This is a genomic window from Streptomyces sp. NPDC059499, assembly GCF_042749285.1.
In the GTDB taxonomy this organism is placed as follows: domain Bacteria; phylum Actinomycetota; class Actinomycetes; order Streptomycetales; family Streptomycetaceae; genus Streptomyces.
In genome coordinates, this window is the sequence record NZ_JBHYTT010000010.1 from 21,206 (window position 1) to 47,196 (window position 25,991).

A 25,991-nucleotide genomic window follows, 5' to 3' on the forward strand; every position below is an offset into this window, starting at 1 on the left:
AGACGGGAGCCCGCCTTGTGGTCCGGCGCCGGTCGGCGTGCCGTCCGGCCGGTTCGACGTACCGCCCGAAAGGGCTCGGCGCGCCGTCCGGCACCCGACGTCCACGTCAACCCCACACCCCCGCACGATCTTCATCTCATATGTGAGATAGCGTGCAGCCATGGAAGACGACTACCTCGCACGTATCGGCAAGCTCATCCGTGACGCCCGCCAGCACCGTGGCTGGACACAGACTCAGCTCGCCGAGGCGCTCGCCACCAGCCAGAGCGCCGTCAACCGCATCGAGCGCGGCAACCAGAACATCAGCCTTGAGATGATCGCCCGCATCGGCGAAGCCCTCGACAGCGAGATCGTGTCGCTCGGTTACGCCGGGCCCATGCACCTGCGGGTCGTCGGCGGACGCCGGCTCTCCGGCTCCATCGACGTCAAGACGAGCAAGAACGCCTGCGTCGCACTGCTCTGCGCCTCGCTGCTCAACAAGGGCCGCACCGTACTGCGCCGGGTGGCCCGCATCGAGGAGGTCTTCCGGCTCCTGGAGGTGCTCAACTCCATCGGAGTGCGCGCCCGTTGGGTCAACGACGGCGTGGACCTCGAGATCCAGCCGCCCGCGCGCCTCGACCTGGAGGCCATCGACGCGGACGCCGCGCGCCGGACCCGGTCGATCATCATGTTCCTCGGCCCGCTGCTGCACCGCCTGGACCGTTTCACGCTGCCGTACGCGGGCGGCTGCGACCTCGGTACGCGGACGATCGAGCCGCACATGATCGCGCTGCGCCGCTTCGGCCTGGAGATCGCGGCGACCGACGGCCTCTACCACGCGCAGGTCGACCACGAGGTCAGGCCCGACCGCCCCATCGTGCTGACCGAGCGCGGCGACACCGTGACCGAGAACGCCCTGCTGGCCGCCGCCCGGCACGACGGCACGACCGTCATCCGCAACGCCTCCTCCAACTACATGGTCCAGGACCTGTGCTTCTTCCTGGAGGCGCTCGGTGTGAAGGTCGACGGGGTCGGCACGACGACCCTCACCGTGCACGGCGTGCCGGAGATCGACGTGGACGTCGACTACTCCCCCTCCGAGGACCCGGTCGAGGCGATGAGCCTGCTGGCCGCCGCCGTGGTGACCGAGTCCGAGCTGACGATCCGCCGGGTCCCGATCGAGTTCCTGGAGATCGAGCTCGCGGTCCTGGAGGAGATGGGCGTCGACTGCGACCGTACGACGGAGTACGCCGCCGACAACGGCCGCACCAGGCTGGTGGACCTGACGGTCCGGCCCTCCAAGCTGGAGGCGCCCATCGACAAGATCCACCCGATGCCGTTCCCCGGCCTGAACATCGACAACGTGCCGTTCTTCGCGGCCATCGCGGCCTCCGCGCACGGCCAGACCCTGATCCACGACTGGGTCTACGACAACCGCGCGATCTACCTCACGGACCTCAACCGCCTCGGCGGCCGACTGCAACTCCTGGACCCGCACCGGGTCCTGGTCGAGGGCCCGACCCGCTGGCGCGCCGCGGAGATGATGTGCCCGCCCGCACTGCGGCCGGCCGTGGTGGTGCTGCTGGCGATGATGGCGGCCGAGGGCACGTCCGTACTGCGCAACGTGTACGTGATCAACCGCGGGTACGAGGAACTGGCGGAGCGGCTCAACTCGGTGGGTGCGCAGATCGAGATCTTCCGGGACATCTGAAAGCTCTCAGAAGAAGCGACGCAAAACCCCTCCTGACTGCACAAATACGAGGCGGGAGGGGACTTGTGGGCGCCCCTGGGACTTTTCCGGGACTTCTGGCCGGGCGAGGAGGCTCCGGGTGACCGGCGCTGCACATCATTCGGTCATCGAAAACACGTCACCTGGCCGAGACCGGAGAAGACCGCAGTTCAGAGGCGATTCCGCTTCTCCAACTGGGGGCCGTCAGGCGCGCAGAGCGTCAATTGAGCGTCACGGCGGAGACCAGAATGGTGCTGTAAGCCGCGATTGCGGTTGGCGAAGAGGGTCCTTCCCGCCTCAATCTACGCGTCCAGGAAGGGCCTTTTTCTCCGCCTGGGCTGACAAATGACAGAACCAAGGGCTTGATCATCCATGGGCGGATACAACGTCTACCCCCGTGAGGTGGAGGAGGTCCTGATGACACACCCCGCGGTCAGCTTGGTCGCGGTGGTCGGCGTCCACGACTCCCGGCATGGTGGGGAGGTCAAGGCGTTCGTCGTGCGGAACGCGAACGAGGCGGCGTCCGAAGAGGAATTGGTCGAGTGGTGCAAATCCACAATGGCGGCGTACAAGTACCCGTGCTTGGTGGAGTTCCGCGATCAGTTGTCTCTCTCGGCGACTGCCAAGATCCTCAAGAGAGAGCTGCGGGACGAGGCGCGAAACCGAGCGTAGTCCGCCCGGTGATTCCACGGTTAAGCATTCCCTGGGTAGTTGGATGGGGCGGGCCGGGCGCCCTCCCTCAGTCGGGTCGTGTGTCCTCACCGTCGGGAGGATGCATGTCACGGCGTAGTCGGAGCGATCCCCGCAACAGCAGCGAAAAGAGTGTCAACCCGCCCATGGCCGGATTCGCGCTCCCGCTGTCTGTTGGCCACGTATCACCATCTGAGTCCTCAAGTCTCCCCGGGCATGCTTTCTGCGGCCCAGACCAATGAATTCCGCGCTGGTCCGCGCCATTGGGTTGTCCCGCGCGGATGCGGCCCCGAAGATGACCTCCGAAGAGACGGAGTGGTTCAGACCACTTTTTGACGCAGCGTCGGAGGACCACATGATGAGCGGGAACCCCGAGGGATCACAGCACCTGAGCCGGAGGCGCTTCGGCACGGCGGTGGCGGGCGCGGTGGGCGCGGTGGCCCTGAGCGGGCAGGCGCTCGCGGCGGATGGCGCCACGGGCACGGCCCTCAGCGCCGATGCAGACCCGGCCCGCGGCTTCTCCGGCGGTGGCAAGCCGGAGATGCGGGGCAGCTGGGTGGCCACCGTGGCCAACATCGACTGGCCGAGCCGCCAGGGCCTGACGGCCGGGGAGCAGCAGGCGCAGCTGCTCGCCCGGCTCGACGAGGCCGTCGCCCGCAACCTCAACACCGTGGTCTTCCAGGCCCGACCGACGGCCGACGCCATGTGGCCCTCGCCCTTCGAGCCGTGGTCGGAGTTCCTCTCCGGCACCCAGGGCATGGACCCAGGATGGGATCCGCTGGGCTTCGCGGTGCGCGAGGCCCACGCGCGCGGCCTCCAACTGCACGCCTGGTTCAACCCCTACCGGGTCCGCAACGACACCAAGGCGGAGAAGCTGGCCGCCGACCACCCGGTGAAACTGCATCCGGAGTGGCTCGTCACCTACGGCGGCAAGATGTACTACAACCCCGGCATCCCCGAGGTACGCCGCTTCTGCACCGAGGCCATCCTCGACGCCGTACGCCGGTACGACCTCGACGCGGTGCACTTCGACGACTACTTCTACCCGTACCCCGCGGTGGGGCAGGAGTTCGGTGACGAGTCGGCGTACCAGGAGTACGGCGGCGACTTCACGGACAAGGCGGCCTGGCGGCGCAACAACGTCGACCTGCTCATCCAGGAACTCGGTCAGGGCATCCGGCGCATCCGCCGCCGGGTGCAGTTCGGCGTCAGCCCCTTCGCTATCTGGCGCAACTCCTCCACGGACCCGGAGGGTTCGGCCACCGCAGGTGGCGTGGAGACCTACGACGACCTGTACGCGGACACCCGCAAGTGGGTCCGCGAGGGCTGGATCGACTACGTGGTGCCGCAGGTGTACTGGAACATCGGGTTCACGGTGGCCGACTACGCGAAGCTCGTGCCGTGGTGGGCGGATGTCGTCCGGGGGACGGGCGTCAATCTCTACATCGGGGAGGCTCTCTACAAAGTGGGCGTCACCGGGCAGCCGGCCGCCTGGTTCGACCCCGCGGAACTCTCCCGGCACCTCACGTTCTGCGAGGACTACCGCGAGGTGAGGGGGCACATGTACTTCTCCGCCAAGCTCCTTCCGCAGGACCCGCTGGGCGCGGTCAGCCGGCTGGTGGCCGACCACTACCAGCAGCGGGTCCACGCCCCGCGTCGCTGACGCACACCCCTCCCGGTCCGGCCCCCAGCTCTCGTGCCGGGGGCCGAACCCGTGATGTTCCGCCATCGTCGCCTGCTCGTGCGGCAGGAGACCGGACGAGTCGACGCGGTATTCACTCGGAGGCCGGTGCAGGTAGAAGACGGCCTCGAACCAGCCCCGACGCCAATCCAGATCAGCCCACCCGCCGATCCACGCCACAGGCTGCCCCAGCATTTGGGGGCTCGCCGCCAGCCCCACGTCCTCCGCCAACCCTCGGCCGCGGCCTGCGGGAGGCTCTCGCCGCGCTCCACTCCACCGCCCCGGGGTAAACCACCCGTCGTCCGACCGGAACAGCAGGAGGCAGTCCTGGCCGCGACCGCGTCTCGGCGCGACCTCCTGGGTGTGCGGGTGGCTGCCCAGTCCTCGGAGCATGGGACATTCCTGGGACTTCTCTGGGACTTCGATGGGCCCCTGGTGGCTGCTGCCGCCGCTGATCCTCAGCGCGATCGCAGTGGCCCGGTGGGCCCTGGGAGGTTGAGGGCCCTGCTCCGTTGTGTTTGCGTGCTCGGTTCTTCCTGACATGCGCCTTTCGTACGCACATGCGAATCTGGAGGTGCCCCATCGTTCAGGACGATGGCAGGAGGCATGATCATGAGCAAGAAGCAGAGCCGGCAGAACCGCGGTGCACGCACCGGCGGCCATGAGCGCAGCGCCGCCACCGCGGAGACGAAGGAACAGACGCCGTCGGCGACCACGCCCGACGCGGCGCGTGCGATCGGGGAGACCGTTTCGCACAAGAAGGAACGGAAGTTCGGGCACAACTGACCGGCGCCCTTCGGGCCGACCAACCTGCGGCCCAGGGAAGTCCGGGCCGTCAGTATGCGCGTGGTGACATGATCCGGGGTTCGGCGTCCGGCGTCTCGAAGAGGCAGCTGGGCACGCCGGGGCCCGGCTTCACGCGTACTGAGGCCGCTTCCGGGGGGTCGGTCGGCAGTTCCACGTGTACGACGATCGGTCGGTCACCGTGTGCGGTGACCGATCCCGTCTCCTTGCCGTCGACCAGTACCTCGACGTGCACGGTGTGGCCCGTCTGGACGGTCGCGGTGACCGAGTGGCCCGCGTGGTCGGTGTGGAAATGATGGCGCTGCCCCATGGAAGTGGCCTCCCTGCGGCGCGCTTCACGGTTTCCGCGTCGCCTGGTCAAGCGTAGCCGCGGCGATCGGTGCGCGCCGTTGACGGGGCCGGGCGGTGGGACGTGGGAGCGGCACCTGGGGGCCGAGCCGGGGATCAGCTGGCCGCCAGAGAGATCTCGGTCGACTTGATCAGGGCGACGACGGGCATTCCGGGGGCGAGGCCGAGGTCGGTCACCGCGTCCTCGGTGATCGCGGAGGTGAGCTCGCCGCCCTGGACGGACACCTTGACGCTCGCCATGACACCGCCGGTGGCCACGTCGGTGACGGTGCCGGGGATCTGATTGCGGATGCTCAGTCCCGTGACGGTGCCGGTGGCCAGGGACACCTCGGTGGACTTGACCAGTGTGCGGACTGCGACCCCTTCGGTGAGGGCGAGTTCCTGGACGGCTTCGAGCGTGATCGCGGCCGTGACCTCCTGGCCGCCCGCCAGGCGGACCTTCACGGTGGCCATGACCGCACCCGTGGTGACGGCGGTGACGGTACCGGGGATCTGGTTACGGATGCTCAGACTCATGAGGTGACGCCTCTGATTCGTAGCGAAATGCCAGGTATTTCCTGGTCTGCCGTTTCACTGTAGACATCCTTCACGTGGCAGACATCCTTCACGTGGCTTTGCCCGGATCGGCCTCGCCGACCTTCGGGCCATCCTCCAGGCAGGAACGCATATGCCATGGAGTTTCGTATCAAGCTTTGTAAATACGAACTCAGTTCATCTAATCTGTCGCACATGCAGTCCTACACGATCGGTCAGGCAGCGCGTCTGCTCGGCGTCAGCCCCGACACCGCCCGCCGCTGGGCGGACGCCGGCCGGGTCGCGACCCACCGCGAGGAGAGCGGGCGCCGCCTCATCGACGGCCGGGACCTGGCCGCGTTCGCCATCGAGGTCGCCCAAGGGGGCGTCGGTGAGGACGAGACGTCGTACACCTCGGCCCGCAACGCCTTCCCCGGCATCGTCACCGCCGTCAAGCTCGGCGACGTCGCGGCCCAGGTGGAGATCCAGGCCGGCCCGCACAGGCTCGTGTCGCTCCTGACCCGGGAAGCGGTCGAGGAACTGGGACTGGAGGTCGGCATGCAGGCCACCGCCCGCGTCAAGTCGACCAACGTGCACATCGACCGCACCTGATCCACTGCCCCACCCAGCGGCGTCGCCGTCCTGACGCGGCTCATCCACCCGCCCAGGCCACCGCGTCCCCAAGGAGTCCCACCCTCATGTCCTTCACTCTCTCCGGCCGCCGGACCGCGGCAGCGATCCTCGCAGCGGCCCTCCTCGTGCCCCTGGCCGCATGTGGCAGCGACGACGCCGCGGACTCGGGCGAGAAGGCCACCGCCTCCGGGGCGCCAAAGGCCGATCTGACGGTCCTGGCCGCCTCATCGCTCACCGATGTCTTCAAGACCGCCGGCGCCGCGTACGAGAAGGAGCACCCCGGAACCGAGGTGACGTTCTCCTTCGCCGGCTCGCAGGAACTCGCCGCCCAGGTCAAGCAGGGCGCACCCGCCGATGCCCTGGTCACGGCGGACACGAAGACGATGGACGGGCTGAAGTCGGACACCGGAACGCCGACCGTCATCGCGAAGAACCGTCTGGTGATCGCCACCGGCAAGGGCAACCCGGAGAAGGTCGAGAGCCTGAAGGACCTCGCCGACCCCGAGCTGAAGGTGGTGCTCGCGGCCCCCGAGGTGCCGGTCGGGCGCTACAGCAAGCAGATCCTGGACGCACAGAAGATCGAGGTGAAGCCGGTCTCCCAGGAGCCCAACGTCCGCGCCGTCCTCAGCAAGGTCGAGCTCGGCGAGGCGGATGCCGGTCTCGTCTACAGGACGGACGCCGCCGCGGCCACCGACAAGGTCGATGCCATCGACATCCCGGACGCCCAGAACGCCGTCGCCTCCTACCCGGCGGCGACCCTGAAGACCTCCAGGAACAGCGAGGCCGCGACCGCGTTCGTGACGTGGCTGTCCACACCCGAGGCGCAGAAGATCCTCGCCGCCGCCGGCTTCCAGCAGCCGTAACAGGCCACCGCCCCCACCTGCGGGCGGCCCGGTCCGGGGGGCCGGGCCGCCCGCAGGGCACTTCCAGCATCGGGGACCTTCGATGACACGCCTTCGCCGCCGCGCAACCGGCCCCCGCGCGCCGATCGCCCTGGCGATCCCCGCACTGCTGGCCATCGCCTTCCTGCTGCTGCCACTGGTCGGGATTCTCGCCCGCACCTCCTGGCGCGACCTGGGGGCTCATCTGACCACCCCCGAGACGACCGAAGCGCTGACGCTGTCCTTGATCGTGTCCGCCTGGGCACTGGGCCTTTCCGTCGTCCTCGGTGTCCCGCTCGCCTGGCTGCTGGCCCGCGTCGACTTCCCCGGCAAGGCGTTCGTCCGCTCGCTCGTCCTCCTGCCGATGGTGCTGCCGCCCACGGTCGGCGGTGTCGCACTCCTCCTGGCCTTCGGCCGGCGCGGGCTGCTGGGGCCATGGATGGAGGACACGTTCGGGCTCACCCTGCCGTTCCACACCTCCGGCGCCGTCCTCGCCGCGACCTTCGTCGCGATGCCGTTCCTGATCATCAGCCTCGAAGGGGCCCTCGGCGGACTGCGTCCCCGCTACGAGGAGACCGCGGCCTCCCTGGGGGCCTCGCCGGTACGGGTGTTCTTCACCGTCACCCTGCCCATGGTCGCCCCCGGGCTCGCCGCAGGAGCGGCGCTGACCTGGGCGAGGGCCCTGGGTGAGTTCGGCGCGACCATCACCTTCGCCGGGAACCTCCCCGGCACCACGCAAACCCTGCCGCTCCAGGTCTATCTGCTGCTCCAGGACGACCCTGAGGCCGCCACCTCGGTCTCCCTCCTCCTGCTGGCCATCGCCATGGTCGTGCTCATCGCACTGCGCGGACGCTGGACCGGCACCCCGAGTACGGCGCAGGCCCTGCCGCGGACTCCGGCAGCCGATCCGGGTCCCGCCCCTCAGGGGGACGCGCACGCTCCGGAGGACGCGCACGCGCCCGCCGGTACCGGTGACAGCTGGCCGCTGCGGACCACGGTCACCGGATTCAACGACCTCACCCTCGACGCGGACGCCGGAACCACCATCGCCGTCGTCGGCCCCAACGGCGCGGGCAAGACCACGCTGCTGCGCGCGCTCCTCGGTCTCACCCCACGCGCGCACGCCGAACTCAGGCTGGGCGACACCGATGTCACCGCGCTCCCGCCGCACCGCAGGGGCGTGGCCTGGGTCCCGCAGGACGGAGCCCTCTTTCCCCACATGAACGCGCTGGCCAACACCGCGTACGGGCTCCGCGCCCACGGCGTGCCGCGCGCCGAAGCCCGCCACAGCGCCCAGCAGTGGCTGGACCGTCTCGGCGTGGGTCATCTCGCACACCGCAGGCCGGCTCAGATCTCCGGAGGCCAGGCCCAGCGTGTCGCGCTCGCCCGGGCCCTGGCCGCCCGTCCCCGGCTGCTCCTGCTCGACGAACCGCTCGCCGCCCTCGACCAGACCACCCGCGCCCATGTCCGGCACACCCTTCGCCGCCATCTCGACAGCTTCGGCGGCGTGTGCCTGATCGTCACTCACGATCCCGTCGAAGCCGTCGCGCTCGCCGACCGGGTCCTCGTACTCGACGAGGGCAGGGCCCTGCAGGACGCCCCGCCCGCCGAGGTCACCCGCCACCCCCGCTCCCCCTGGGTCGCCCGGATGCTCGGCCGCAACGCCTGGCCCGGCGTCGCCACCGCCGACGGCATACGACTCACCGGCGGCGGAACCCTCGTGGCCGCGGAGCCGCTCCCGGCCGGCACCGACTCCCTCGCGGTCATCGCCCCGGAGGCCGTCGCCGTACACCGTGACAGGCCGACCGGAAGCCCCCGCAACGTCTGGCCCGGCACCGTTCGGGAGATCACCACCAGCGGCAGCCGGCTGCGCGTCCTGATCACTTCGGACCGGGCACCGGACCTCGTCGCGGAGATCACGCCGCAGGCCGTCGCCGAACTGGGTCTCGTCGAGGGGACTCCCGTCTGGACCAGCGTCAAGGCCACGGAGGCAACCGTCGTCGCCCTCTGAGCCGGCCCGGCGGCCCGCCGGTCCGCCGGTCAGTAGACGTCGCGGACGTAGCGCTTGTCGGCGGCGAGCTGCTTGACGTACAGGGCTGCGCCCGTGTGATCGAGGCCGCCGTGTGTGACCGCGATGTCGCGGAGCGCCAGGTCGACGTCCTTGGCCATGCGCGCGGCGTCCCCGCAGACGTAGAAGTGGGCGCCGTCCTGGAGCCAGGACCACAGCTTGGCACCGTGCTCGCGCATCCGGTCCTGTACGTAGACCTTGGCGCGCTGGTCGCGCGAGAAGGCGGTGTCCAGGCGGGTGAGGGTGCCGTCGGCGAGGAAGGCTGTCAGCTCCTCCTCGTAGTAGAAGTCGGTGGCCCGGTGCTGTTCGCCGAAGAAGAGCCAGTTGGGGCCGCGGTGGCGGTGTGCGCGGCGTTCCTCGAGGAAGCCGATGAACGGAGCCACGCCGGTACCGGGGCCGATCATCACCATCGGGGTATCGGGGCCCGCGGGCGGCCGGAAGTGCGGGGCGCGCTGGACGAAGACCGACACCGGGGCGCCGGGGGCGGCGTCTGCGAGGTAGGGCGAGCACACCCCGTTGCGGGGACGGCCGTGCAGGTTCTCGTACCGGACGACGGAGACGGTCAGGGACACCTGGTGGGGGTCGGTGAGCGGACTGGACGATATCGAGTACAGGCGGGGCTGCAGTCGTTTGAGGATGCCTGCCCACTCCTGCGGTGTGGCGCGGACGGGGTACTCGGCGAGGACGTCCACGGCTTGACGGCCCCAGGACCAGCGGGCGAGTTCGCCCTTGTTGTCGGGACGCAGCATCTTCTTCAGGGCCCGGTCGCCCGTGCGCTCGGTGATGAAGCCCAGCAGGGCCGGAGTGAGCCGGGTGATGTCCAGATGCCGGTGCAGGGCGTCGGCCAGCGGGACCTCGCCGAGGCCGGCGACATCGACGGCGGTGGTGGCGTCGAGACCGGTGACCGCCAGCCATTCGGCCACCAGATCCATGCTGTTGACGGGGTGTACGCCGAGGGCGTCACCGGCCTCGTAGGCGAGAGGGGAGTCGGCGTCCCGGGTGTCGAAGGTGAACCGGCGGACCTCCTTGCCCGCGCCGGGGAGGCTGAGGAGCCGGTTGCCGGCCAGCCGGGCCGTCGCGGGTGCGGGCCTGGCGCTGCGGACGGGTGCGGCGGCGGGGGCGGCAGCGAAGGCGGCGGCCGGTGGCGCGGCGGCCGTCGGCTGTGCGGTGAGGCCGGCCAGCACCTGGTCCAGCCAGGTATGGGCGGAGGGCTCGTAGTCGGGTTCGCAGTCGGCGCGCGGGGCGAGGCGTACGGCCCCCAGCTCGTCGAGCCGCTGGTCCAAGCGCCGGCCGTGCCCGCAGAAGTCGTCGTACGAGGAGTCGCCGAAAGCCAGCACCGCGTACCGTCGGCCGTCCAGGGGTGGGAGGTCGGCGGCGGTCAGCGCCTCCCAGAAGCCGGAGCCGTTGTCGGGCGCGTCACCGTCCCCGAAGGTGCTGGTGATCAGCAGGAGGTCGGCCGCGGGCGGGAGGGCGCGCGGATCCGCCTCGTCCATGCCGACGAGCTGGGCCCGGTGACCGGTTTCGGCGAGCCGGGACGCGGCGGCCACGGCGAACTCCTCGGCGTTGCCGGTCTGCGAGGCCCACAGCACGACCACGTCACGGCCCGTGGGGGCCTGCGCCGCCGGTTCGTCCGTGGGCTGCGGGGCACGCGAGTACATGCCGGCGAGCACCCCGTTCACCCAGCGTTCGTGCTCCGCGGCGAACGGGGCACCGGCCGGGAGCACCGGGACACCGGGCATGCCCGACGGCAGACCGGCGAGGAACCCGACCAGGTACTGGCGTTCGTGTTCCGCGAGTACGGGCGGCGGTGCGTCCTCCAGCCCGAACACGGCTGCGGCGCCGGACCGGATCGTGGTCGGCACGACCACGACCGGGTCCGCGACGGGGGCGGCGACGACGGGTGCGGGGAAGATGCTGACTGCGGTGGCGACCTTCGTGAGGGTCACCGCACACATCTTGAACTCGGGCTGGAAGGAGATCGGGTCCACGGCGTCGCTGGTCACCGCGTTGACACTCAGGTACTCGCCGAACAGGTCGTTCCAGTGGAACGGCGCGAAGGAGCAGCCCGGCCGCACCCGGTCCGTCACCACGGCGGGCAGGACGGCGCGGCCTCGCCGGGAGGCGACCTCGACCGAGTCCCCCTCCTCGATCCCGAGCCGGCCCGCGTCCTCGGGATGCAGTTCGACGAACGGTGCCGGATCGAGCTTGTTGAGCTTGGCGACCTTGCCGGTCTTGGTGAGGGTGTGCCACTGGTGCTGCAAACGGCCGGTGTTCAGGACGAACGGATAGTCGTCGTCCGGCATTTCGGCGGCCGGAACGTGCGGACGGGCGAAGAAGACGGCCCGTCCGCTCGCCGTCGGGAACACCGGGCGCCCGTCGTCGCCCAGGTAGCGGATCGGATTGCGATCGGGGCCGTCGGCCGTCGGTGCGGGCCACTGGACGGACGTGGTGCGCAGACGCTCGTACGTCACGCCCCGCAGGTCGTAGCCGGTCTTCGGATTCGCGGCACCCTTGATCTCCTCGAAGATCTCCTCGGCGCTGCTGTAGGTGAACGCGTCGGCGTATCCCATCTCGCAGGCGATGCGCGCGATGATCCGCCAGTCCGCGAGCGCCTCGCCGGGCGGCTCCACCGCCGGCCGGGCGAGAGTGAGGTTGCGTTCACTGTTGATCAGTACGCCCTCGCTCTCGCTCCACAGTGCGCCGGGCAGCACGACGTCGGCGTAGGCGTTGGTCTCGGTGTCGGCGAACACGTCCTGCGTGATGACGAGTTCGGCCGTTTCGAGGGCCTCGATGACGGTCCGGCGATTGGCGACGGAGGCGACGGGGTTGGTGCAGATGATCCAGCAGGCCTTGATGTCACCGTCCGCCATCCGCTGGAACATGTCGACGGTTCCCTTGCCGGACCCGTCCTTGCGTACGGTGCCGGGTTCCAGGCCCCAGAGTTCTTCGACGAAGACGCGGTCCTCGTCCACGAGCACCGATCGCTGGCCGGGCAGACCGGGGCCCATGTAGCCCATCTCCCGACCGCCCATGGCGTTGGGCTGGCCGGTGAGGGAGAACGGGCCGCTGCCGGGACGGCAGATCGCACCGGTGGCCAGGTGCAGATTGATCAGCGCGTTGGTGTTCCACGTGCCGTGCGTGGACTGGTTGAGCCCCATGGTCCAGCAGCTCGTCCACTCCCCCGCCCCGCCGATCCACTGCGCCGCACGGCGGATGTCCGCCTCGGGGATGCCCGTGATCCCGGCGACGGTGTCGGGCGCGTAGTCCGCGAGGAACTCCGGCATCGCCTCCCAGCCCTCCGTGTGCCGGTCGATGAACTCGGTGTCCGTGTGCCCGTTCTCGTGGAGGAGGTACAGCAGGCCGTTGAGGAGGGCCAGGTCGGTTCCGGGTTCGATCTGGAGGAAGAGGTCCGCCTTGTCGGCGGTGGCGTTGCGCCGCGGGTCAACGACGATCAGCTTGGCTCCCGCCTTCACCCGTTCCATCAGGCGCAGGAACAGGATCGGGTGGCAGTCGGCCATGTTGGAGCCGATGACGAGGAAGACGTCCGCCTTCTCGAAGTCCTGGTACGAACCGGGCGGGCCGTCGGCACCCAGGGAGAGCTTGTAGCCGCTGCCCGCGCTCGCCATGCACAGCCGTGAGTTGGACTCGATCTGGTTGGTCCGCACGAAGCCCTTGGCCAGTTTGTTCGCCAGGTACTGCGCCTCCAGGCTCATCTGCCCGGACACGTAGAAGGCGACAGCGTCCGCCCCGTGCTCGTCGATGATCGTCCGTAGCCGTCGCGCCGTGCCGGTGATCGCCTCGTCCACGGGTGTCGGTACGGGCTCGGCGCCGCGCTCGGGACGCATCAGTGCGGTGGTCAGCCGGCCGGGGGCTGCGAGCATGTCGGCCGTTGTCACGCCCTTGGTGCACAGCCGGCCGAAGTTCGCCGGGTGTTCCTTGTCGCCCGACGCCTTGATGACCTTGCGGCGGCCGTCCGGGCCGGAGGCGATGTCGAGCACCAGGCCGCAGCCCACCCCGCAGTACGAGCAGACCGTCCGTATCGGGGAGACGGCTGTCGACGAATCCTGTGGGGGCACCGAAGGGCCTCTCTGTTGGTCGAAGCGTGCTCCCCGACGGTACGAAACGCCCATTACGTCGATGTGACCTCGACCGATCATGGGTGGTAACACCCGTCACACATGCGCTGGACCAGCACTGTGAGGTCCGATCGGAACCAACCACGTGCCAGGAAAACCCACGGAGGTACGTGCAGATGCGGCACCCGCATGCCGCACAGAATCGCACCTGCGAACCGCGGTGGCCCACCTCCGGGGCCGGACCTGCCGTGGTGCGTGCGACGGAGTACGCCGTCGGGGCGACGCCCGCCGACACGGTGTCGGGGTGCGCCGCCCTGGGGCGGGACGGGTTGCGGGAGCCGGCCCGCACGGGCATCGGCGGCTACTTCTGGTCCTCGTTGAACTTCGAGGTCGACCAGAAGTAGCCGAGCACCACGAGGCCCAGGCACCAGGCGACGGCGAGCCATCCGTTGTGGCCGATCTCGGTGCCGAGGAGGAGTCCGCGCAGGGTTTCGATGGCGGGGGTGAAGGGCTGGTACTCGGCGATCGGCCGGAACCAGCCGGGCATGGATTCGACCGGGGTGAAGGCGCTGGACAGAAGCGGCAGCAGGATCAGCGGCGTCGCATTGTTGCTGGCCGCTTCGACGTTCGGGCTGACCAGGCCCATACCGACCGCGATCCAGGTGAGCGCCGTGGCGAAGAGCACGAGCAGCCCGAATGCCGCCAGCCACTCCAGGGCGGTCGCTTCCGTGGACCGGAAGCCGATGGCCACGCCGACGGCGCCCACGAGGACCACGCTCATGACCGACTGCAGCACACTGCCGACGACGTGCCCGACGAGCACCGACCCGCGGTGGATGGCCATGGTGCGGAAGCGGGCGATGATGCCCTCGGTCATGTCGTTCGAGACGGACACCGCGGTGCCGACCACGGTGGAGCCGATCGTCATCAGCAGCAGGCCGGGGACGACATAGGCGATGTAGGCGGAGCGGTCCGCCCCGCCGTCACCGATGCCCGAGCTCATCGCGTCGCCGAAGATGTAGACGAAGAGCAGCAGCAGCATGATCGGGGTGAGCAGCAGGTTCAGGGTGAGGGACGGATAGCGGCGGGCGTGCAGGAGGTTGCGGCGGAGCATCGTCGACGAGTCGCGGACGGCGAGGGAAAGGGCACTCATCGGACGGTCTCCTTGTGCTGGTCGGGGATGGCGGTTCCGTCGGTCAGGGCGAAGAACACGTCGTCGAGGTCGGGGGTGTGGACGGTGAGTTCGTCCGCCTCGATGCCGGCCGAGTCCAGCCAGTCGAGGATGGAGCGCAGTTCGCGCTGGCTGCCGTCGCTGGGGATGCGCAGGGACAGCGCCTCGTCGTCCCGGGTCACCTCGCGCAGGGCGTCGGCGGCGGACCGGTAGGCGGCCGGGTCGGTGAAGCGGAGCCGGACGTGCCCGCCGGGGATGAGCCGTTTGAGTTCGTCGGCGGTGCCTTCGGCGGCGATCTTTCCGTCGTTCAGGACCGCGATGCGGTCGGCGAGTTCGTCGGCCTCCTCCAGGTACTGGGTGGTGAGGAAGACGGTGACGCCGTCGGCGACGAGTTCGCGGATGATCTTCCACATGTTGTGGCGGGAGCGGGGGTCGAGGCCGGTGGTCGGTTCGTCGAGGAAGATGATCCGCGGGTTGCCGACCAGGGTCATCGCGATGTCGAGGCGGCGCTTCATGCCGCCGGAGTAGGTGGAGGCGGGCTTCCTGGCGGCCTCGACGAGGTCGAAGCGCTCCAGGAGTCCGGCGGCGACCCGCCGCCCCTCCTGCTTGGACAGGTGGTGCAGGTCCGCCATGAGGAGCATGTTCTCCTCGCCGGTGATCAGCCCGTCCACGGCGGAGAACTGTCCGGTGACACCGATCGCGGCACGAACCGCCTGCGGGTCGGTGGCCAGGTCGTGACCACCGACCTGGGCCTGCCCGCCGTCGGCGGTGATGAGCGTGGAAAGGATCTTCACCGCAGTGGTCTTGCCGGCGCCGTTCGGCCCCAGCAGCGCGAACACGGACCCGGTCGGGATGCGCAGATCGATGCCGTCGAGGACGAGCTTGTCACCGTACGACTTGCGCAATCCGACGGCGGAGACTGCGGCCGGCGACGGGTCGGCGCCACCATTTTCTGATGAGTGCATGACATATGAAGGCACGGGGCCCTCCCCTTCGATGTCTTGAGTGGCTCAGGGCGTATGCGAGGTGAGGCCGGTCGGTGGTACCGGGCTCAGACCTTGGCGCGGCGGATGTCGATGTTGCCCCAGCGGGTGCGGGCGCGGATCTTGACGGTGTCCTCGGCCCCCTCCGGCGCCTCGGAGGCCGAGAGACTGTTGCGCACCTGTCCGCGGTTGGACTTGACGTCGAGCCAGGCGGCCGTGCCCTCGCGTACACCGATGTCGATGGACCCGAAGGATGTCTCCAACTCGACGGTTCCGCGCGCGATTTCATCCACGCGCAAGGTGCCGTGGGCGGTGGTGGCGGTGACGGAGTCCTCGGCACGCCGGATCTCGATGTCACCGTTGGCGCCGCGCACCCGCAGTTCGCCGGTCACGGCACCGACGGTCGTGGTGCCGTGCGAGTTCTTCAGGACCGCGGGGCCGTCGACGACACCGACGCGCAGGCTGCCGGAGCTGGTGGTGATCTCGGCCGCGCCCTCGACCCGGTCCACGGTGATCGAGCCGTGCGACGCGGTCAGGTTCAGGGGGCCGGTCGTCTCCAGGCGGACGTCACCGGACGAGGTCTTCACGCGGACCTCGCCGAGCCTGCCCTCGCCGAGCACCTGGCTCCAGGAGCCGGTCATGTCGACGCGCGAGCCCGTGGGCAGTTCGACCGTCACGTCGACGGCTCCTGTGCGGCCGAGCAGATTGGCCTTGGGCGTCCTGACGGTCAGCGCGCCGCCGGCGAAGGTGACCTCCGTCTGGTCGGCCGCCCGTACGTCCTGGTCCTTCTTCGGGTCGCGGGGCCGCACCTCCACGACGGTGTCGAGGCGGTCGCCCGCGGTGAACTGGATGGAACCGGCCTCCACGTGCGCCGTGGCCGAGATCGGTTCGGGAGTGTCGAAAGAAGGCATGGCTGTCCCGTCCTCTGGGTCTCTGGGGCGTCCCTGCTGGTGGGACGTGGTGTGGGTGTGGGTGGTACGGGCTCGGCGCCGCTAGCGCACCCAGCCCGTGAAGCTCTGTCCGATGGTCTGGGTCTTCTCCGTCGTACGCGGCCGGGTGCCGCCGTCCACCGCTGCCGACACGGCGCGTACGAGCCACGCGTTGACCGACAGGCCCTCGCGGGTCGCGGCCTCCTCGGCACGTGCCTTGAGGTGGGCCGGCACGCGCAGGTTGATGCGGGCGGTGCCACCCTCGTCACTGTCGGCCGGGACCGGGGTCCTGAGCGGCTCGGCGGGCCCGGCCGGCTCCGCGGCGGCACCGCCGTCGGCCGGCGGCAGTGTCACCACGAAGTCGGGGTCGAGCCCGCGCAGCCGCACGTCGACCGAACCGGGGGCGAGTTCGCGGGTGACCTCGTCCATGGCGGCGGACAGCACATTGAGCAGGGTCAGCCGGGTCGCCGACTCCAGAGGGGCGGTGAGCCTCTCCGCCAGCTCGCGTGCTTCGTCACCGCCGGCTTCGGCGGCCACCGCGAGTTCGCGGCGGAGGGTGTCGACATAAGGCGTGAGGTCCATGACGCCATCATGGCACCACAATGGCGCCATTTGCAAGCCGCCAGGCGCCACCGTCGGCTCACTGCCCGAGAGAAGCGCTCTGACCTGCGCAAATACAAGGGAACTCCTTGAGGCGATCGCGGCAACACGGCCACTCAACCACTCCCACGAACACGAAGTGGCACCGAGTGGCGCCAGATGGCGCCAAGCTGCGCCACGTGGCGCCACGCGTAGGCACCACGGACCCGGATCCGCCTGCCCCTTCAGATTCGCCCCGGATGCCATGGCGGCTGGAGCGGATCGCGACCCCGGTCCGGACGCCGCGAACCGTCACGCGCACTCCGTTGCGGATCGCGGCAGATCATCACTGCCCCTTCACGGAAAGGTCCTTGCGGAGCGCCGGACCGTGCACCTCCGCGCGCGGCACCGGCGCCCGCGCGTGGAGGACAGTCCGCTCGCCGCCGCCGTCGGCCGCCGAACGGACCTAACCTTTCCGCAACGACATTCGGTCATCGGACGGGCAGTCAAGTCGGCGCGCCGGGGCTCTCCGCGAGCGGCCCGCGGACCTCCCGCGACATGCCGGACCGCTGGTCAGGCGCGGTCCACCGGGGCTCCGTCAAGCGCGCCACCCGCGCACAAGGCCCTTTGTTTTCAGCGCAGTTGTGACCGAGTCGGACTACTCCGGTGCTGTTGCTGCGCACAATTTTTCGACGTTGTACCCATCCGTAGCTACGTCCTACGGCATAGGATCATGCCGCGCCACTGGGGCCCCAGCTGCCCCAACTGCCTCGTCTGTCCCATCCACATCGGTGCAGACGATGTGCCGACGTTCCCACCGACACCCCCACAACCCGTTAACAGGTATCTGCGTGTCACCGATACTCAGCACCGGTTCCGGCGATGGAGCCGCGCAGTGAAAATCAATCGACGCCTCGTCCTCCTCGTCACCGCGCCTCTCACCGTGGCCGTCACCTTCTCGGTTCTGGCCCTCGCGCCCGCGACCAATCAGGCGCTGCAGGCAAACCGGCTGACCGCGATGGTCGATGCCGCGACCGGCGCGGGCGAGTTAACCCACCAGTTACAGAGGGAGCGTGCGGCAGCCACCGCACTGGTCTCCGAGCAAGGAAACGCGGAAGCGTTCCGGGCAACATCCGACGCGACCGACAAGAGCATCACCAGATTCCGCGGTCAGATCGAGCGCCTGTCCGAAGTACCCGGCAGTGCACAGGGCGCCCTGGACCGTATCGAGCGCTTCATCGACGAGATGCCCGCCCTGCGTGCCCAGGTGCGCTCGGGCAGCAGCACCATCTCCGCCCTCGCCTTCGGCTATCGGATCGTGATCGCCGACCTCAACGGCTACCGCGACGGCATCGCGCAGGCAGACGGTGTCGACGCCGACATCGCGGACCGGATCCGCGCCGCCGCCGCCCTGTCCGAGGCATCCGAGTACACCGCCCAGCAGCAGGTCACGGTGATGAGGGCGCAGGCCGCGGGCGGATTCACCACCGCTTCGCAGCGGACGTTCGACGCCGGCCGGCTGGGTTACACCGAGTCGACCGGTGTCCTGTTCGACCTCGGCCCCGGCCAATGGCGGACCTGGCTCGAGCGCACCCTCTCCGGCGCCAAGGCGCTGGAGGCCCGACGACTCGAGGACGAGATCGGGCGCACGGGAGCCGGCAAGGACATCACGGTCACTCCGCAGGAGTGGCAGAAGGCCTCCAACGACCGTCAGACGCTGCTGCGTTCGGTGGAGAAGCGGATCGACGAGTCCGTCTACGCGACGGTCTCCGACACGCGCACCACGCTCATGTGGTTTGCCGGGGCCGAGGTCGCCCTGGTGCTGCTGACCCTGGTCGGTGCCGTCGTCGTCGCCATACGTCTGGGTCGCGTCATGATCAGACGGCTGCGCGATCTGCGCAACGCCGCGCACGAGGTGGCCCACACCGGACTGCCCGCCGTGATGAACGAACTGTCCCAGCCCGGCGCCCTCAGCGGCGCGACGCCCGAGCAGGTGGCGCGGCGTACGGGCAACCCGGTGGGGACCACGGGCGACGACGAGATCGGCGAGGTCGGTGAGGCCTTCAACGCCGTCCACCACGAGGCCGTTCGGCTTGCCGCCCAACAGGCCCATATTCATGAACAGTTCGCCGAGACCCTGGTCGGTGTCGCCCGAAGGGGCGCCCAGTTGACCGCTGTCATGGTGTCCGAGCTGGACACGGTGCAGCGCGACGAGGCCGACCCCGTACGGATGAAGACCCTCTTCGCTCTCGACCATCTCGCGATCCGCATGGAGCGCAACACCAACAACCTTCTGGTACTCGGTGGTTACGGGCAGGCTCGGGTGCGCACGGCCGACGTCGCGTGTTCCACCGTCGTCGTGGCCGCGGCCCAGCAGATCGAGCGCTTCGACCGTGTGTCTCTCGGCGTCGTCGAATCGGGCATCGGCGTCACCGCCCGCGCCGTCCACGACGTGGCACACATCCTGGCGGAGCTCCTCGACAACGCCACCCGGTTCTCGCCGCCCGACAAGCAGGTAGGGGTCGCCGTGTGGCGGCTGTGGGACCGCGCCGTCGTGCAGATCGTCGACGAGGGTGTGGGCATCACCGCGGAGCGCCGCGCCGTCCACAACGCCGCGCTGCTCGAACCGCAGGCGGGTATCGGAGACGTGCGGTCCATGGGTCTGCACGTGGTGGCACGGCTCGCCGCGCGCCACGGCATCGTCGTCGAACTGCGCGACTCGTCCGGCCCCGGCACCATCGCCGAGGTCACCCTGCCCGCGAAGGTGCTGGCCGCGGCCCCCGAAGAGGTCGCACCGCCACAGCCGGGATTGTTCGGCGAGGATCACGGCAACGAAGGCCGTGACAACGATGTTCGCTACGAATCGCCCCGTCCGGTCACACCGCCCGGACCGTACGCTCGCAGGGAGCCTGCCGGAGTGGGCGGGTGGCCCGACCGTACAGGCGCCCCCGTCGGCGCGGGTGTCGGCAACGGCGGCGGACCCACCGGCGGTGACTACACGCCGGGCCGGGCCGACAGGACGCCGGGCGCGAACCGGGGTGGCGGCATGCCTCCCGGCGACAACGGGTCCCACAGTGGCGGATCCGACGCCGGTACGCGTGAGCGGGAGCGCGGCACCTCGCCGGCCCCGCACCCCGTGCACGACGAACCGGTTTCGCGCATCGCCGGAGTCAGCTCCTCAGGACTGCCACTGCGCCAGCGCAACACCCCTCAGCAGTGGCCCACCTTGGGCCGACGGGACGGCGCGGAACCGCGTCCAGGCGCCACCGCGCCGAGGCCGTCGCCCCGCCGCCGGGACTCCCGGCAGGTCTCCGACGTCCTGGCGGCGTACGCGCAGGGGATCAACAGGAGCACGAACCGTGGGCGCTCCGCCACCGACGACGACACCGAACGGACCAAGAAATGACCTCCCCCAACGACCTGAGCTGGATCCTGAGCGGCTTCGCCGGACGCATCCCGGAAGTCACCCAGGCGATAGCCGTGTCCGTGGACGGGCTCGCACTGGCTTACACCGGTGTGGAACGTGACGACGCCGAGCGGCTGGCCGCCATCGCGTCCGGTGTCGTCAACCTGCTTTCCGCCGCTGCCCAGTTGACGAACACCGATCCCGTCGAGCACAGCCTCACCGCGATGGAGGGCGGCTACATGTTCTCGATGGCCGTCTCCAGCGGCGCCTCGCTGCTGGTGACCACCACCAGGGACGCGGACATCGGCGAGGTCAGTTACATGATGTCCGAACTCATCAACCAGGTCGGTGACTCACTGACCCCCCAGGTCCGGGACCCGAGCCTGCCGCCTTCGCGCTGACCGTCGGCCGCACGGCGCTCACCGCCGTACGACCGGTGGCGCCACCCCATGCGTCGGGCCCGCTCGACAGCGAGTCCCGCCCGTTCCACCTGTTCTGACCGATGCCCCCGATACTCCCGATGAGAGCCCCCATGTTCTTCGACATATCCACTCCCCGCCGCCGCAGACTCCGGCCGGCCGGCGCCGCCGCGCTCGCGCTCGGCCTGACGGCCCTGACCGGATGCAGCAGCGACAGCGGCGCCGACGACGACACCGTGAAGGTGGGGCTGGTCGCCTCCCTGTCCGGCACCTACGAGCCGGTCGGCACCGAACTGCGAGCCGGGTTCGAGCTCTACCTGAACACCCACGGCAACAAGCTGGGCGGACGCAAGGTCGAGCTCATCGTGGCGGACGAGGGCGACGGTCCGCCGACCGCCGTTCCCGCGGCCACCAAGCTGGTCAAGAAGGACAAGGTCGACGTGCTGACGGGGCTCGTCAGCGGTGGCTCGGTCAACGCGGTGCTGCCCCTGGTCAACCAGGCCAAGATCCCCTTCCTGGGGTCGAACGGCCGGCCGCCCATCAAGGACCTCGAGTACGTGTGGACGACGAGCTTCCTGTCCGACGAGCCGGGCAAGGCCATCGCCCCGTACGTCAAGGAGAAGGTCGACGGGCCGGTCTACGCGATCGGCCCCGACTACCAGGGCGGCTACGACGAACTGCGTGGCTTCACCGATGAGTTCAAGCGGGTCAAGGGCAAGCTCGCCAACCCGGGCGGCAAGACCACCTGGACGCCGTTCCCGAAGACCACCAACTTCATGCCGTACTTCGCCGACATCGCCAAGACGGACGCCAAGGCGGTGTACTGCTTCTACGCCGGCAAGGCCGCGATCGACTTCGCCAAGCAGTACGCCCAGTCCGACATCGCCGATCTGCCGCTGTACACGGCCTTCGTCACCGAGGGCAGTGTGCTCCAGGCCCAGGGCCCCGCGGCGAAGGACATCTACTCGGTCCTGAACTACGCGGCCGACCTCGACAACGAGGCCAACCGCAAGTTCGCCGCCGACTGGACGGCCGAGCACGACACGCAGCCCACCACGTACGCGATGGCGTCGTACGACGCCGCTGCCGTACTGGACAAGGCGATCGCCGACGCGGTGAAGGGCGGGGACGTGACGCCCAAGACCATCAACAAGGCCATCGCGGGCCTCGGCCAGATCGACAGCCCCCGCGGCGCCTGGGAGTTCGGCGACAAGGCGCACTCGCCGGTGCAGACCTGGTACCTGCGCCAGGTCCGGCCGGACGGCGCCCAGCTGGCCAACGTCATGGTCCAGGACCTGGCCACGCTCGGCGGCTGACATGGAGCTCCTCGATGCCCACCTCATACCGGCGGTGGACGGGGTGGCCTACGGGCTGCTGCTGTTCGTGGTCGCCGCCGGTCTGAGTCTCGCCTTCGGCACCGCGGGTGTGCTGAATCTGTCGCACGGCACCCTGTACGCGATCGGCGCCTACACGGGAGCCGAGCTGAGCGACGGGACCTGGGGCGGCCTCGCTCTCGGGCTGGCCGCCGGAACCGCGGCGGCGTGCGTCGCCGGGGCGGGGCTGTCCGCCGCGACGGCTCCGCTCGCCGGGCGTGGGCATCTCGCTCAAGCACTGCTGACGTTCGGGCTCGCCCTGGTCGGCGGTGACCTGCTCATCCAGTTCTTCGGGGCGGACGAGCTCCCCGTACGCGTGCCCGAGGCACTCGACTCCTCGGTGACGCTGCTGGGCCACCGGTACCCCGCGTACCGGCTCGGCTTCATCATGATGGCCGTGCTGCTCGCGGCGTTCGGCACGTGGGTGCTGACCCGGACCCGCATGGGTGCGGCGGTACGGGCCGCCGCCGACGATCCGCAGATGCTCGCGACCACCGGCCACAGCCCCCGGGCGGTGCACACCGGTGTGCTCGCGGCGGCGGGTGCGCTGGCCGGTGCCGCGGGCGTGCTCGGGGCACCGATCATCGGTCCCGGGCCGGGCACGTCGGAGAACGTGCTGATGCTGTCCCTCGTGGTGGTCGTGCTCGGCGGGCTTCGCTCGCTGTGGGCGACCCTCGCAGCGGCGGTCGCCGTGGGCGAGGTGCAGACGCTGGGCATCTCGGTGGCGCCCGACCTGGCGCCGTACCTGCTCTTCGCCGCGATGGCGGCCGTGCTGGTGCTCCGCTCGCGCTTCGCGGAACCGGCGGCCGCGCACGGTACGGAGGCCCCGGCCGGGGACCCGGTGGCCCGGCTCCGCCGCCACCTCTCCGCGCGGCTGCGACGGCGGCCGGACGGGGCGGTCGGAGCGGACCCGGTCGCCACGGCGCCCGGACCCGGAACAGGCGACACCGATTCCACGCCGGAAACGGCCCGTTCGACCGATGCGGTGCCTACTCCCGGAAGGAACAGGAGCGCGCTCGCGGGCATCGGATGGCTCCCGCGCGGGGCCGCGTGGCGGCAGGCCGCCCCGCTGCTCGTCCTGCTCGGCGTGCTGATCGCACTGCCGGGAGTGCTCGACGCGTACAGCATCTCGCTGGCCGGTTCCGCCCTGGCGCTGGGGCTGCTCGCGGTCAGCGTCACCATCCTCACCGGCTACGCCGGCCTGCCCACGCTCGGGCAGACCGCGCCGTTCGCCGTCGGCGCGTACGCCACCGCGAACCTCGCGGAGGCCGGGTGGACGATGGGGCCGGTCCAGATCCTCCTCTCGGCGCTCGCGGCCGCGGTCTTCTCCACGGTGACGGGGCCCGCCGTGATCCGGGCCCGTGGCACCACCGTGCTGATGATCACTCTCGCCATCGGTGAGCTGAGCGGCGCGGTCATCAACCAGATCAAGTCCGTCACCGGCGGCGCCGACGGTCTCGTCGGTTTCCCGGCCACCCGGGCCGTGTGGGGCGGGGAGGAGATGTTCGAGGAGAGCGAGCTCTACACCTACGCACTCGTCGTCGCCGTCATCGCCGTCGCCGTCACTCTGCTCGTGCTGCGCTCCCCGGCCGGGAAGCTGCTGACCGGCACCCGGGGTGCCGAAGCGCGGATGCGCGCCTCGGGGCACCCGGTGGGCCGCTACCTGCTGGTGGCCCACATCTGCGCCGGCGCGCTGGCCGGTGTGGGCGGCTCGCTGATGGTCACCGTCCAGCAGTACCTCTCCCCCGCCGACGTCGGCTTCGAGATCGCCGCGTTCGCCCTGCTGGCGGTCGTCATCGGCGGCACGACGTCCGTCATCGGCGCCCTGATGGGCGCGGGGCTCATCGTCACCACCCGGGACTGGGTCGCCGGTTCGTGGCCCGGCCACGGGCCGCTGCTGCTCGGCGCGCTGTTCGTCGCCGCCGTGTACCTGCTGCCCCGTGGTCTGGCCGGCCTGCGCGGCGGATCCGGCCGGAACGGGCCGGAGTCCGACGGGCCCCGGCCCGGCGGCCGGCCCTCGGTCCCGCCCGCCTCCGCACCCACCCCGACCACCGCCGGGAAGGTCTTCCCATGACGCCCGCACCGACCGCCACGGCACCACTGCCGGTGCTGGACCTCACCCACCTCACCCGGAGGTACGGCAGTCTCACCGCCGTCGACGACGTCAGCCTCCGGCTCCCCGCCGGTGCCCGGCACGCCGTCATCGGCCCCAACGGGGCGGGCAAGACCACCCTGCTCAACCTCATCGCCGGAACCGACCGTCCCGACCACGGCACGATCGCCCTGGACGGTGCGGACATCACCCGTACGGCCGGCGCGAGGCGCAGCCGCCTGGGCATCGCCCGGAGTTTCCAACAGCCGACGGTCATATCCGAGTTGACGGTGCTGGACAATGTCGTCCTGGCCGGCTGGCCGCACCACCCGAAGCGCCGGGGCGCCTGGCGCAGCCCGTCCCGCTACCGGCTGCACACCGAATCCGCGGGCCGCCATCTGGAGACCGTCGGCCTCGGGGACCTCGCCCACCGGCCCGCCTCCACGCTCTCCCACGGACAGCGCCGCATGCTCGACCTCGCCGCCGCGCTGGCAGGAAACCCTCGTCTGCTGCTCCTGGACGAGCCGGCGGCCGGGCTGACCGACGGCGACATCGGGCGGCTGCTCGGCATCCTCGGCGACCTGCCGGAGAGTGTCGCCGTCATCCTGGTGGAGCACCACGTCGAGGTCGTCGCCCAACTCGCGACGACCGTCACCGTGCTGGCGGCCGGACGAGTGCTCGTCACCGGTCCGACCCAGGAGGCCCTCGCGCACCCGGAGGTCCGCGACGCGTACCACCGCACCGGCACCGAAGAGAGAGGATGACCGACGCCCCCATGCTCGAACTCACCGGCCTGACCGCGGGCTACCACGGCGGCACCGTCCTCCACGGCCTCGACCTGTCGGTGCCGGCCGGCACGGTCCACGCCGTCGTCGGCCACAACGGGGCGGGCAAGACCACGCTCGTCCACACCGTCGCCGGACTGATGCGTCCGGGCGCCGGCACCGTACGCCTCGACGGCCGCGACATGACAGGGCAGCCCGCACACCGGATGGCCCGCGCCGGAATCGGTCTCGTACCGCAGGGCCGCCGCGTGTTCGCCGGGCTCACCGTCGCCGAACACCTTCGGCTCTCCTACCGTCCGCCGCGGCGCGGCGACACCACGCGCCCCAGCGTGTGGACCCCCGCACGCGTCCTGGAGCTGCTGCCCCGGCTGGGCGAGCGCCGGGGCAACCGGGGTACGGATCTGTCCGGCGGCGAACAGCAGATGCTGGCACTGGCCCGGGCGCTGCTCGGCTCCCCCGGCGTGCTGCTGCTCGACGAGCCGACCGAGGGGCTCGCGCCCGTGCTCGTCCGGCAGGTCCAGGAGCTGGTGACCACGTTGGCGAACGAGGGCATCGCCGTGCTCCTGGTGTCCCCGAGCCCGGCCCAGGCGGCCGAGTGCGCCCGTACGCTCACGGTCCTCACCTCGGGGCGGATGACGCTGCGGATGGACGGCGCGGACGCCCGTGCCGATGCCACCGCCCTGCACGCCGCGCTCGAACTCTCGCCGACGGCGGTCTGAGACCGTCTGAGACCCGAGGGCGGGGGCCCCCCCCGGGGGGGGGGGGGGGGCCCCCCCCCGCCCCACCCCCCCCCCCCCCGGGTGTTTGGTGGGGGCCCCCACCCCCCGGCCCGGGGGGGCCCCAGGTTTTGGG

At 70.4% G+C, this 25,991-nt stretch carries 21 protein-coding genes; 14 read left to right on the top strand and 7 right to left on the bottom strand.

What is annotated here, in order from left to right:
- The first annotated feature begins 160 nt into the window (after positions 1-160).
- The 4 genes from ACFW9O_RS22695 to ACFW9O_RS22710 all read left to right on the top strand — a co-directional run bounded on the left by ACFW9O_RS22695 (position 161) and on the right by ACFW9O_RS22710 (position 4,865).
- The gene (locus tag ACFW9O_RS22695) at positions 161-1,690 is read left to right on the top strand and encodes a UDP-N-acetylglucosamine 1-carboxyvinyltransferase (protein WP_351172456.1); all 1,530 of its coding nucleotides are present in this window, start codon (positions 161-163) and stop codon (positions 1,688-1,690) included.
- A gap of 390 nt (positions 1,691-2,080) precedes the next feature.
- Positions 2,081-2,380, top strand: a complete 300-nt coding sequence (locus ACFW9O_RS22700; protein ID WP_384611685.1) for a hypothetical protein — start codon at positions 2,081-2,083, stop codon at positions 2,378-2,380.
- 376 nt (positions 2,381-2,756) lie between these two features.
- Complete coding sequence (locus ACFW9O_RS22705) at positions 2,757-4,061, top strand: glycoside hydrolase family 10 protein (RefSeq protein ID WP_384611686.1); 1,305 nt, start codon at positions 2,757-2,759, stop codon at positions 4,059-4,061.
- Positions 4,062-4,691: 630 nt separating this feature from the next.
- Positions 4,692-4,865, top strand: a complete 174-nt coding sequence (locus ACFW9O_RS22710) for a hypothetical protein (RefSeq protein ID WP_351172512.1) — start codon at positions 4,692-4,694, stop codon at positions 4,863-4,865.
- A 49-nt stretch (positions 4,866-4,914) separates the two neighbouring features.
- Here the strand turns inward: ACFW9O_RS22710 and ACFW9O_RS22715 are convergent, their stop codons facing one another.
- Both ACFW9O_RS22715 and ACFW9O_RS22720 read right to left on the bottom strand, forming a co-directional pair.
- Positions 4,915-5,193: a hypothetical protein gene (locus ACFW9O_RS22715; protein ID WP_351172515.1), complete on the bottom strand. Its 279-nt coding sequence runs from the start codon at positions 5,191-5,193 to the stop codon at positions 4,915-4,917.
- Positions 5,194-5,327: 134 nt separating this feature from the next.
- A complete protein-coding gene (locus ACFW9O_RS22720) occupies positions 5,328-5,747 on the bottom strand; it encodes a TOBE domain-containing protein (RefSeq protein WP_351172518.1) in 420 nt (139 codons plus the stop codon).
- Between the two features lie 213 nt (positions 5,748-5,960).
- Between ACFW9O_RS22720 and ACFW9O_RS22725 the strand changes: the two genes are divergently transcribed.
- From ACFW9O_RS22725 to ACFW9O_RS22735, 3 genes are all read left to right on the top strand, one after another.
- Positions 5,961-6,356: a helix-turn-helix transcriptional regulator gene (locus ACFW9O_RS22725; protein WP_351172521.1), complete on the top strand. Its 396-nt coding sequence runs from the start codon at positions 5,961-5,963 to the stop codon at positions 6,354-6,356.
- A gap of 86 nt (positions 6,357-6,442) precedes the next feature.
- Complete coding sequence (modA, locus tag ACFW9O_RS22730) at positions 6,443-7,240, top strand: molybdate ABC transporter substrate-binding protein (RefSeq protein ID WP_384611687.1); 798 nt, start codon at positions 6,443-6,445, stop codon at positions 7,238-7,240.
- 82 nt (positions 7,241-7,322) lie between these two features.
- Entirely contained in the window at positions 7,323-9,269 is a 1,947-nt protein-coding gene (locus ACFW9O_RS22735; RefSeq protein WP_384611689.1) for an ABC transporter permease, read from the top strand.
- A gap of 29 nt (positions 9,270-9,298) precedes the next feature.
- On the opposite strand, the gene ACFW9O_RS22740 is transcribed toward ACFW9O_RS22735, so the two are convergent.
- Entirely contained in the window at positions 9,299-13,327 is a 4,029-nt protein-coding gene (locus ACFW9O_RS22740) for a molybdopterin-dependent oxidoreductase (RefSeq protein WP_384611969.1), read from the bottom strand.
- Positions 13,328-13,650: 323 nt separating this feature from the next.
- Between ACFW9O_RS22740 and ACFW9O_RS22745 the strand changes: the two genes are divergently transcribed.
- On the top strand, positions 13,651-13,806 hold the full coding sequence (locus ACFW9O_RS22745; protein ID WP_384611691.1) for a hypothetical protein: 156 nt from the start codon (positions 13,651-13,653) through the stop codon (positions 13,804-13,806).
- On the opposite strand, the gene ACFW9O_RS22750 is transcribed toward ACFW9O_RS22745, so the two are convergent.
- The 4 genes from ACFW9O_RS22750 to ACFW9O_RS22765 form a co-directional block, all read right to left on the bottom strand.
- The gene (locus ACFW9O_RS22750) at positions 13,764-14,555 is read right to left on the bottom strand and encodes an ABC transporter permease (protein ID WP_384611693.1); all 792 of its coding nucleotides are present in this window, start codon (positions 14,553-14,555) and stop codon (positions 13,764-13,766) included. The two genes, ACFW9O_RS22745 and ACFW9O_RS22750, sit on opposite strands and share 43 nt — an antisense overlap.
- Complete coding sequence (locus tag ACFW9O_RS22755; RefSeq protein ID WP_384611694.1) at positions 14,552-15,538, bottom strand: ATP-binding cassette domain-containing protein; 987 nt, start codon at positions 15,536-15,538, stop codon at positions 14,552-14,554. The genes ACFW9O_RS22750 and ACFW9O_RS22755 overlap by 4 nt, the downstream gene beginning before the upstream one ends.
- A gap of 86 nt (positions 15,539-15,624) precedes the next feature.
- Complete coding sequence (locus ACFW9O_RS22760; protein WP_384611696.1) at positions 15,625-16,467, bottom strand: DUF4097 domain-containing protein; 843 nt, start codon at positions 16,465-16,467, stop codon at positions 15,625-15,627.
- A gap of 81 nt (positions 16,468-16,548) precedes the next feature.
- Positions 16,549-17,067, bottom strand: coding sequence for a toxin-antitoxin system HicB family antitoxin (locus tag ACFW9O_RS22765; RefSeq protein ID WP_384611698.1), 519 nt, complete (start codon positions 17,065-17,067; stop codon positions 16,549-16,551).
- 892 nt (positions 17,068-17,959) lie between these two features.
- On the opposite strand from ACFW9O_RS22765, the gene ACFW9O_RS22770 reads away from it, so the two are divergent.
- The 6 genes from ACFW9O_RS22770 (at position 17,960) to ACFW9O_RS22795 (ending at position 25,858) form a co-directional block, all read left to right on the top strand.
- Positions 17,960-20,470 carry a nitrate- and nitrite sensing domain-containing protein gene (locus ACFW9O_RS22770; protein ID WP_384611700.1) on the top strand — a complete coding sequence of 837 codons (2,511 nt, stop codon included), beginning with the start codon at positions 17,960-17,962 and terminating at the stop codon, positions 20,468-20,470.
- Positions 20,467-20,871, top strand: coding sequence for a roadblock/LC7 domain-containing protein (locus ACFW9O_RS22775; protein ID WP_329206458.1), 405 nt, complete (start codon positions 20,467-20,469; stop codon positions 20,869-20,871). Before ACFW9O_RS22770 ends, ACFW9O_RS22775 begins: the two co-directional genes overlap by 4 nt.
- 131 nt (positions 20,872-21,002) lie before the next feature.
- Positions 21,003-22,205: an ABC transporter substrate-binding protein gene (locus tag ACFW9O_RS22780; protein ID WP_384611702.1), complete on the top strand. Its 1,203-nt coding sequence runs from the start codon at positions 21,003-21,005 to the stop codon at positions 22,203-22,205.
- Position 22,206: 1 nt separating this feature from the next.
- On the top strand, positions 22,207-24,336 hold the full coding sequence (locus ACFW9O_RS22785; protein ID WP_384611704.1) for an ABC transporter permease: 2,130 nt from the start codon (positions 22,207-22,209) through the stop codon (positions 24,334-24,336).
- On the top strand, positions 24,333-25,118 hold the full coding sequence (locus ACFW9O_RS22790; RefSeq protein ID WP_384611705.1) for an ABC transporter ATP-binding protein: 786 nt from the start codon (positions 24,333-24,335) through the stop codon (positions 25,116-25,118). Before ACFW9O_RS22785 ends, ACFW9O_RS22790 begins: the two co-directional genes overlap by 4 nt.
- A gap of 11 nt (positions 25,119-25,129) precedes the next feature.
- Positions 25,130-25,858, top strand: a complete 729-nt coding sequence (locus ACFW9O_RS22795; protein ID WP_384611971.1) for an ABC transporter ATP-binding protein — start codon at positions 25,130-25,132, stop codon at positions 25,856-25,858.
- The last annotated feature ends 133 nt before the right edge of the window (positions 25,859-25,991 follow it).

Excerpts from the sequence above, each read along its gene's own strand:
- ACFW9O_RS22695 (WP_351172456.1), top strand. The coding sequence starts at position 161 with ATGGAAGACGACTACCTCGCACGTATCGGCAAGCTCATCCGTGACGCC.
- ACFW9O_RS22700 (WP_384611685.1), top strand. The coding sequence starts at position 2,081 with ATGGGCGGATACAACGTCTACCCCCGTGAGGTGGAGGAGGTCCTGATG.
- ACFW9O_RS22705 (WP_384611686.1), top strand. The coding sequence starts at position 2,757 with ATGAGCGGGAACCCCGAGGGATCACAGCACCTGAGCCGGAGGCGCTTC.
- ACFW9O_RS22710 (WP_351172512.1), top strand. The coding sequence starts at position 4,692 with ATGAGCAAGAAGCAGAGCCGGCAGAACCGCGGTGCACGCACCGGCGGC.
- ACFW9O_RS22715 (WP_351172515.1), bottom strand. The coding sequence starts at position 5,193 with ATGGGGCAGCGCCATCATTTCCACACCGACCACGCGGGCCACTCGGTC.
- ACFW9O_RS22720 (WP_351172518.1), bottom strand. The coding sequence starts at position 5,747 with ATGAGTCTGAGCATCCGTAACCAGATCCCCGGTACCGTCACCGCCGTC.
- ACFW9O_RS22725 (WP_351172521.1), top strand. The coding sequence starts at position 5,961 with ATGCAGTCCTACACGATCGGTCAGGCAGCGCGTCTGCTCGGCGTCAGC.
- modA (WP_384611687.1), top strand. The coding sequence starts at position 6,443 with ATGTCCTTCACTCTCTCCGGCCGCCGGACCGCGGCAGCGATCCTCGCA.
- ACFW9O_RS22735 (WP_384611689.1), top strand. The coding sequence starts at position 7,323 with ATGACACGCCTTCGCCGCCGCGCAACCGGCCCCCGCGCGCCGATCGCC.
- ACFW9O_RS22750 (WP_384611693.1), bottom strand. The coding sequence starts at position 14,555 with ATGAGTGCCCTTTCCCTCGCCGTCCGCGACTCGTCGACGATGCTCCGC.
- ACFW9O_RS22755 (WP_384611694.1), bottom strand. The coding sequence starts at position 15,538 with ATGCACTCATCAGAAAATGGTGGCGCCGACCCGTCGCCGGCCGCAGTC.
- ACFW9O_RS22760 (WP_384611696.1), bottom strand. The coding sequence starts at position 16,467 with ATGCCTTCTTTCGACACTCCCGAACCGATCTCGGCCACGGCGCACGTG.
- ACFW9O_RS22765 (WP_384611698.1), bottom strand. The coding sequence starts at position 17,067 with ATGGACCTCACGCCTTATGTCGACACCCTCCGCCGCGAACTCGCGGTG.
- ACFW9O_RS22775 (WP_329206458.1), top strand. The coding sequence starts at position 20,467 with ATGACCTCCCCCAACGACCTGAGCTGGATCCTGAGCGGCTTCGCCGGA.
- ACFW9O_RS22780 (WP_384611702.1), top strand. The coding sequence starts at position 21,003 with ATGTTCTTCGACATATCCACTCCCCGCCGCCGCAGACTCCGGCCGGCC.
- ACFW9O_RS22785 (WP_384611704.1), top strand. The coding sequence starts at position 22,207 with ATGGAGCTCCTCGATGCCCACCTCATACCGGCGGTGGACGGGGTGGCC.
- ACFW9O_RS22790 (WP_384611705.1), top strand. The coding sequence starts at position 24,333 with ATGACGCCCGCACCGACCGCCACGGCACCACTGCCGGTGCTGGACCTC.
- ACFW9O_RS22795 (WP_384611971.1), top strand. The coding sequence starts at position 25,130 with ATGCTCGAACTCACCGGCCTGACCGCGGGCTACCACGGCGGCACCGTC.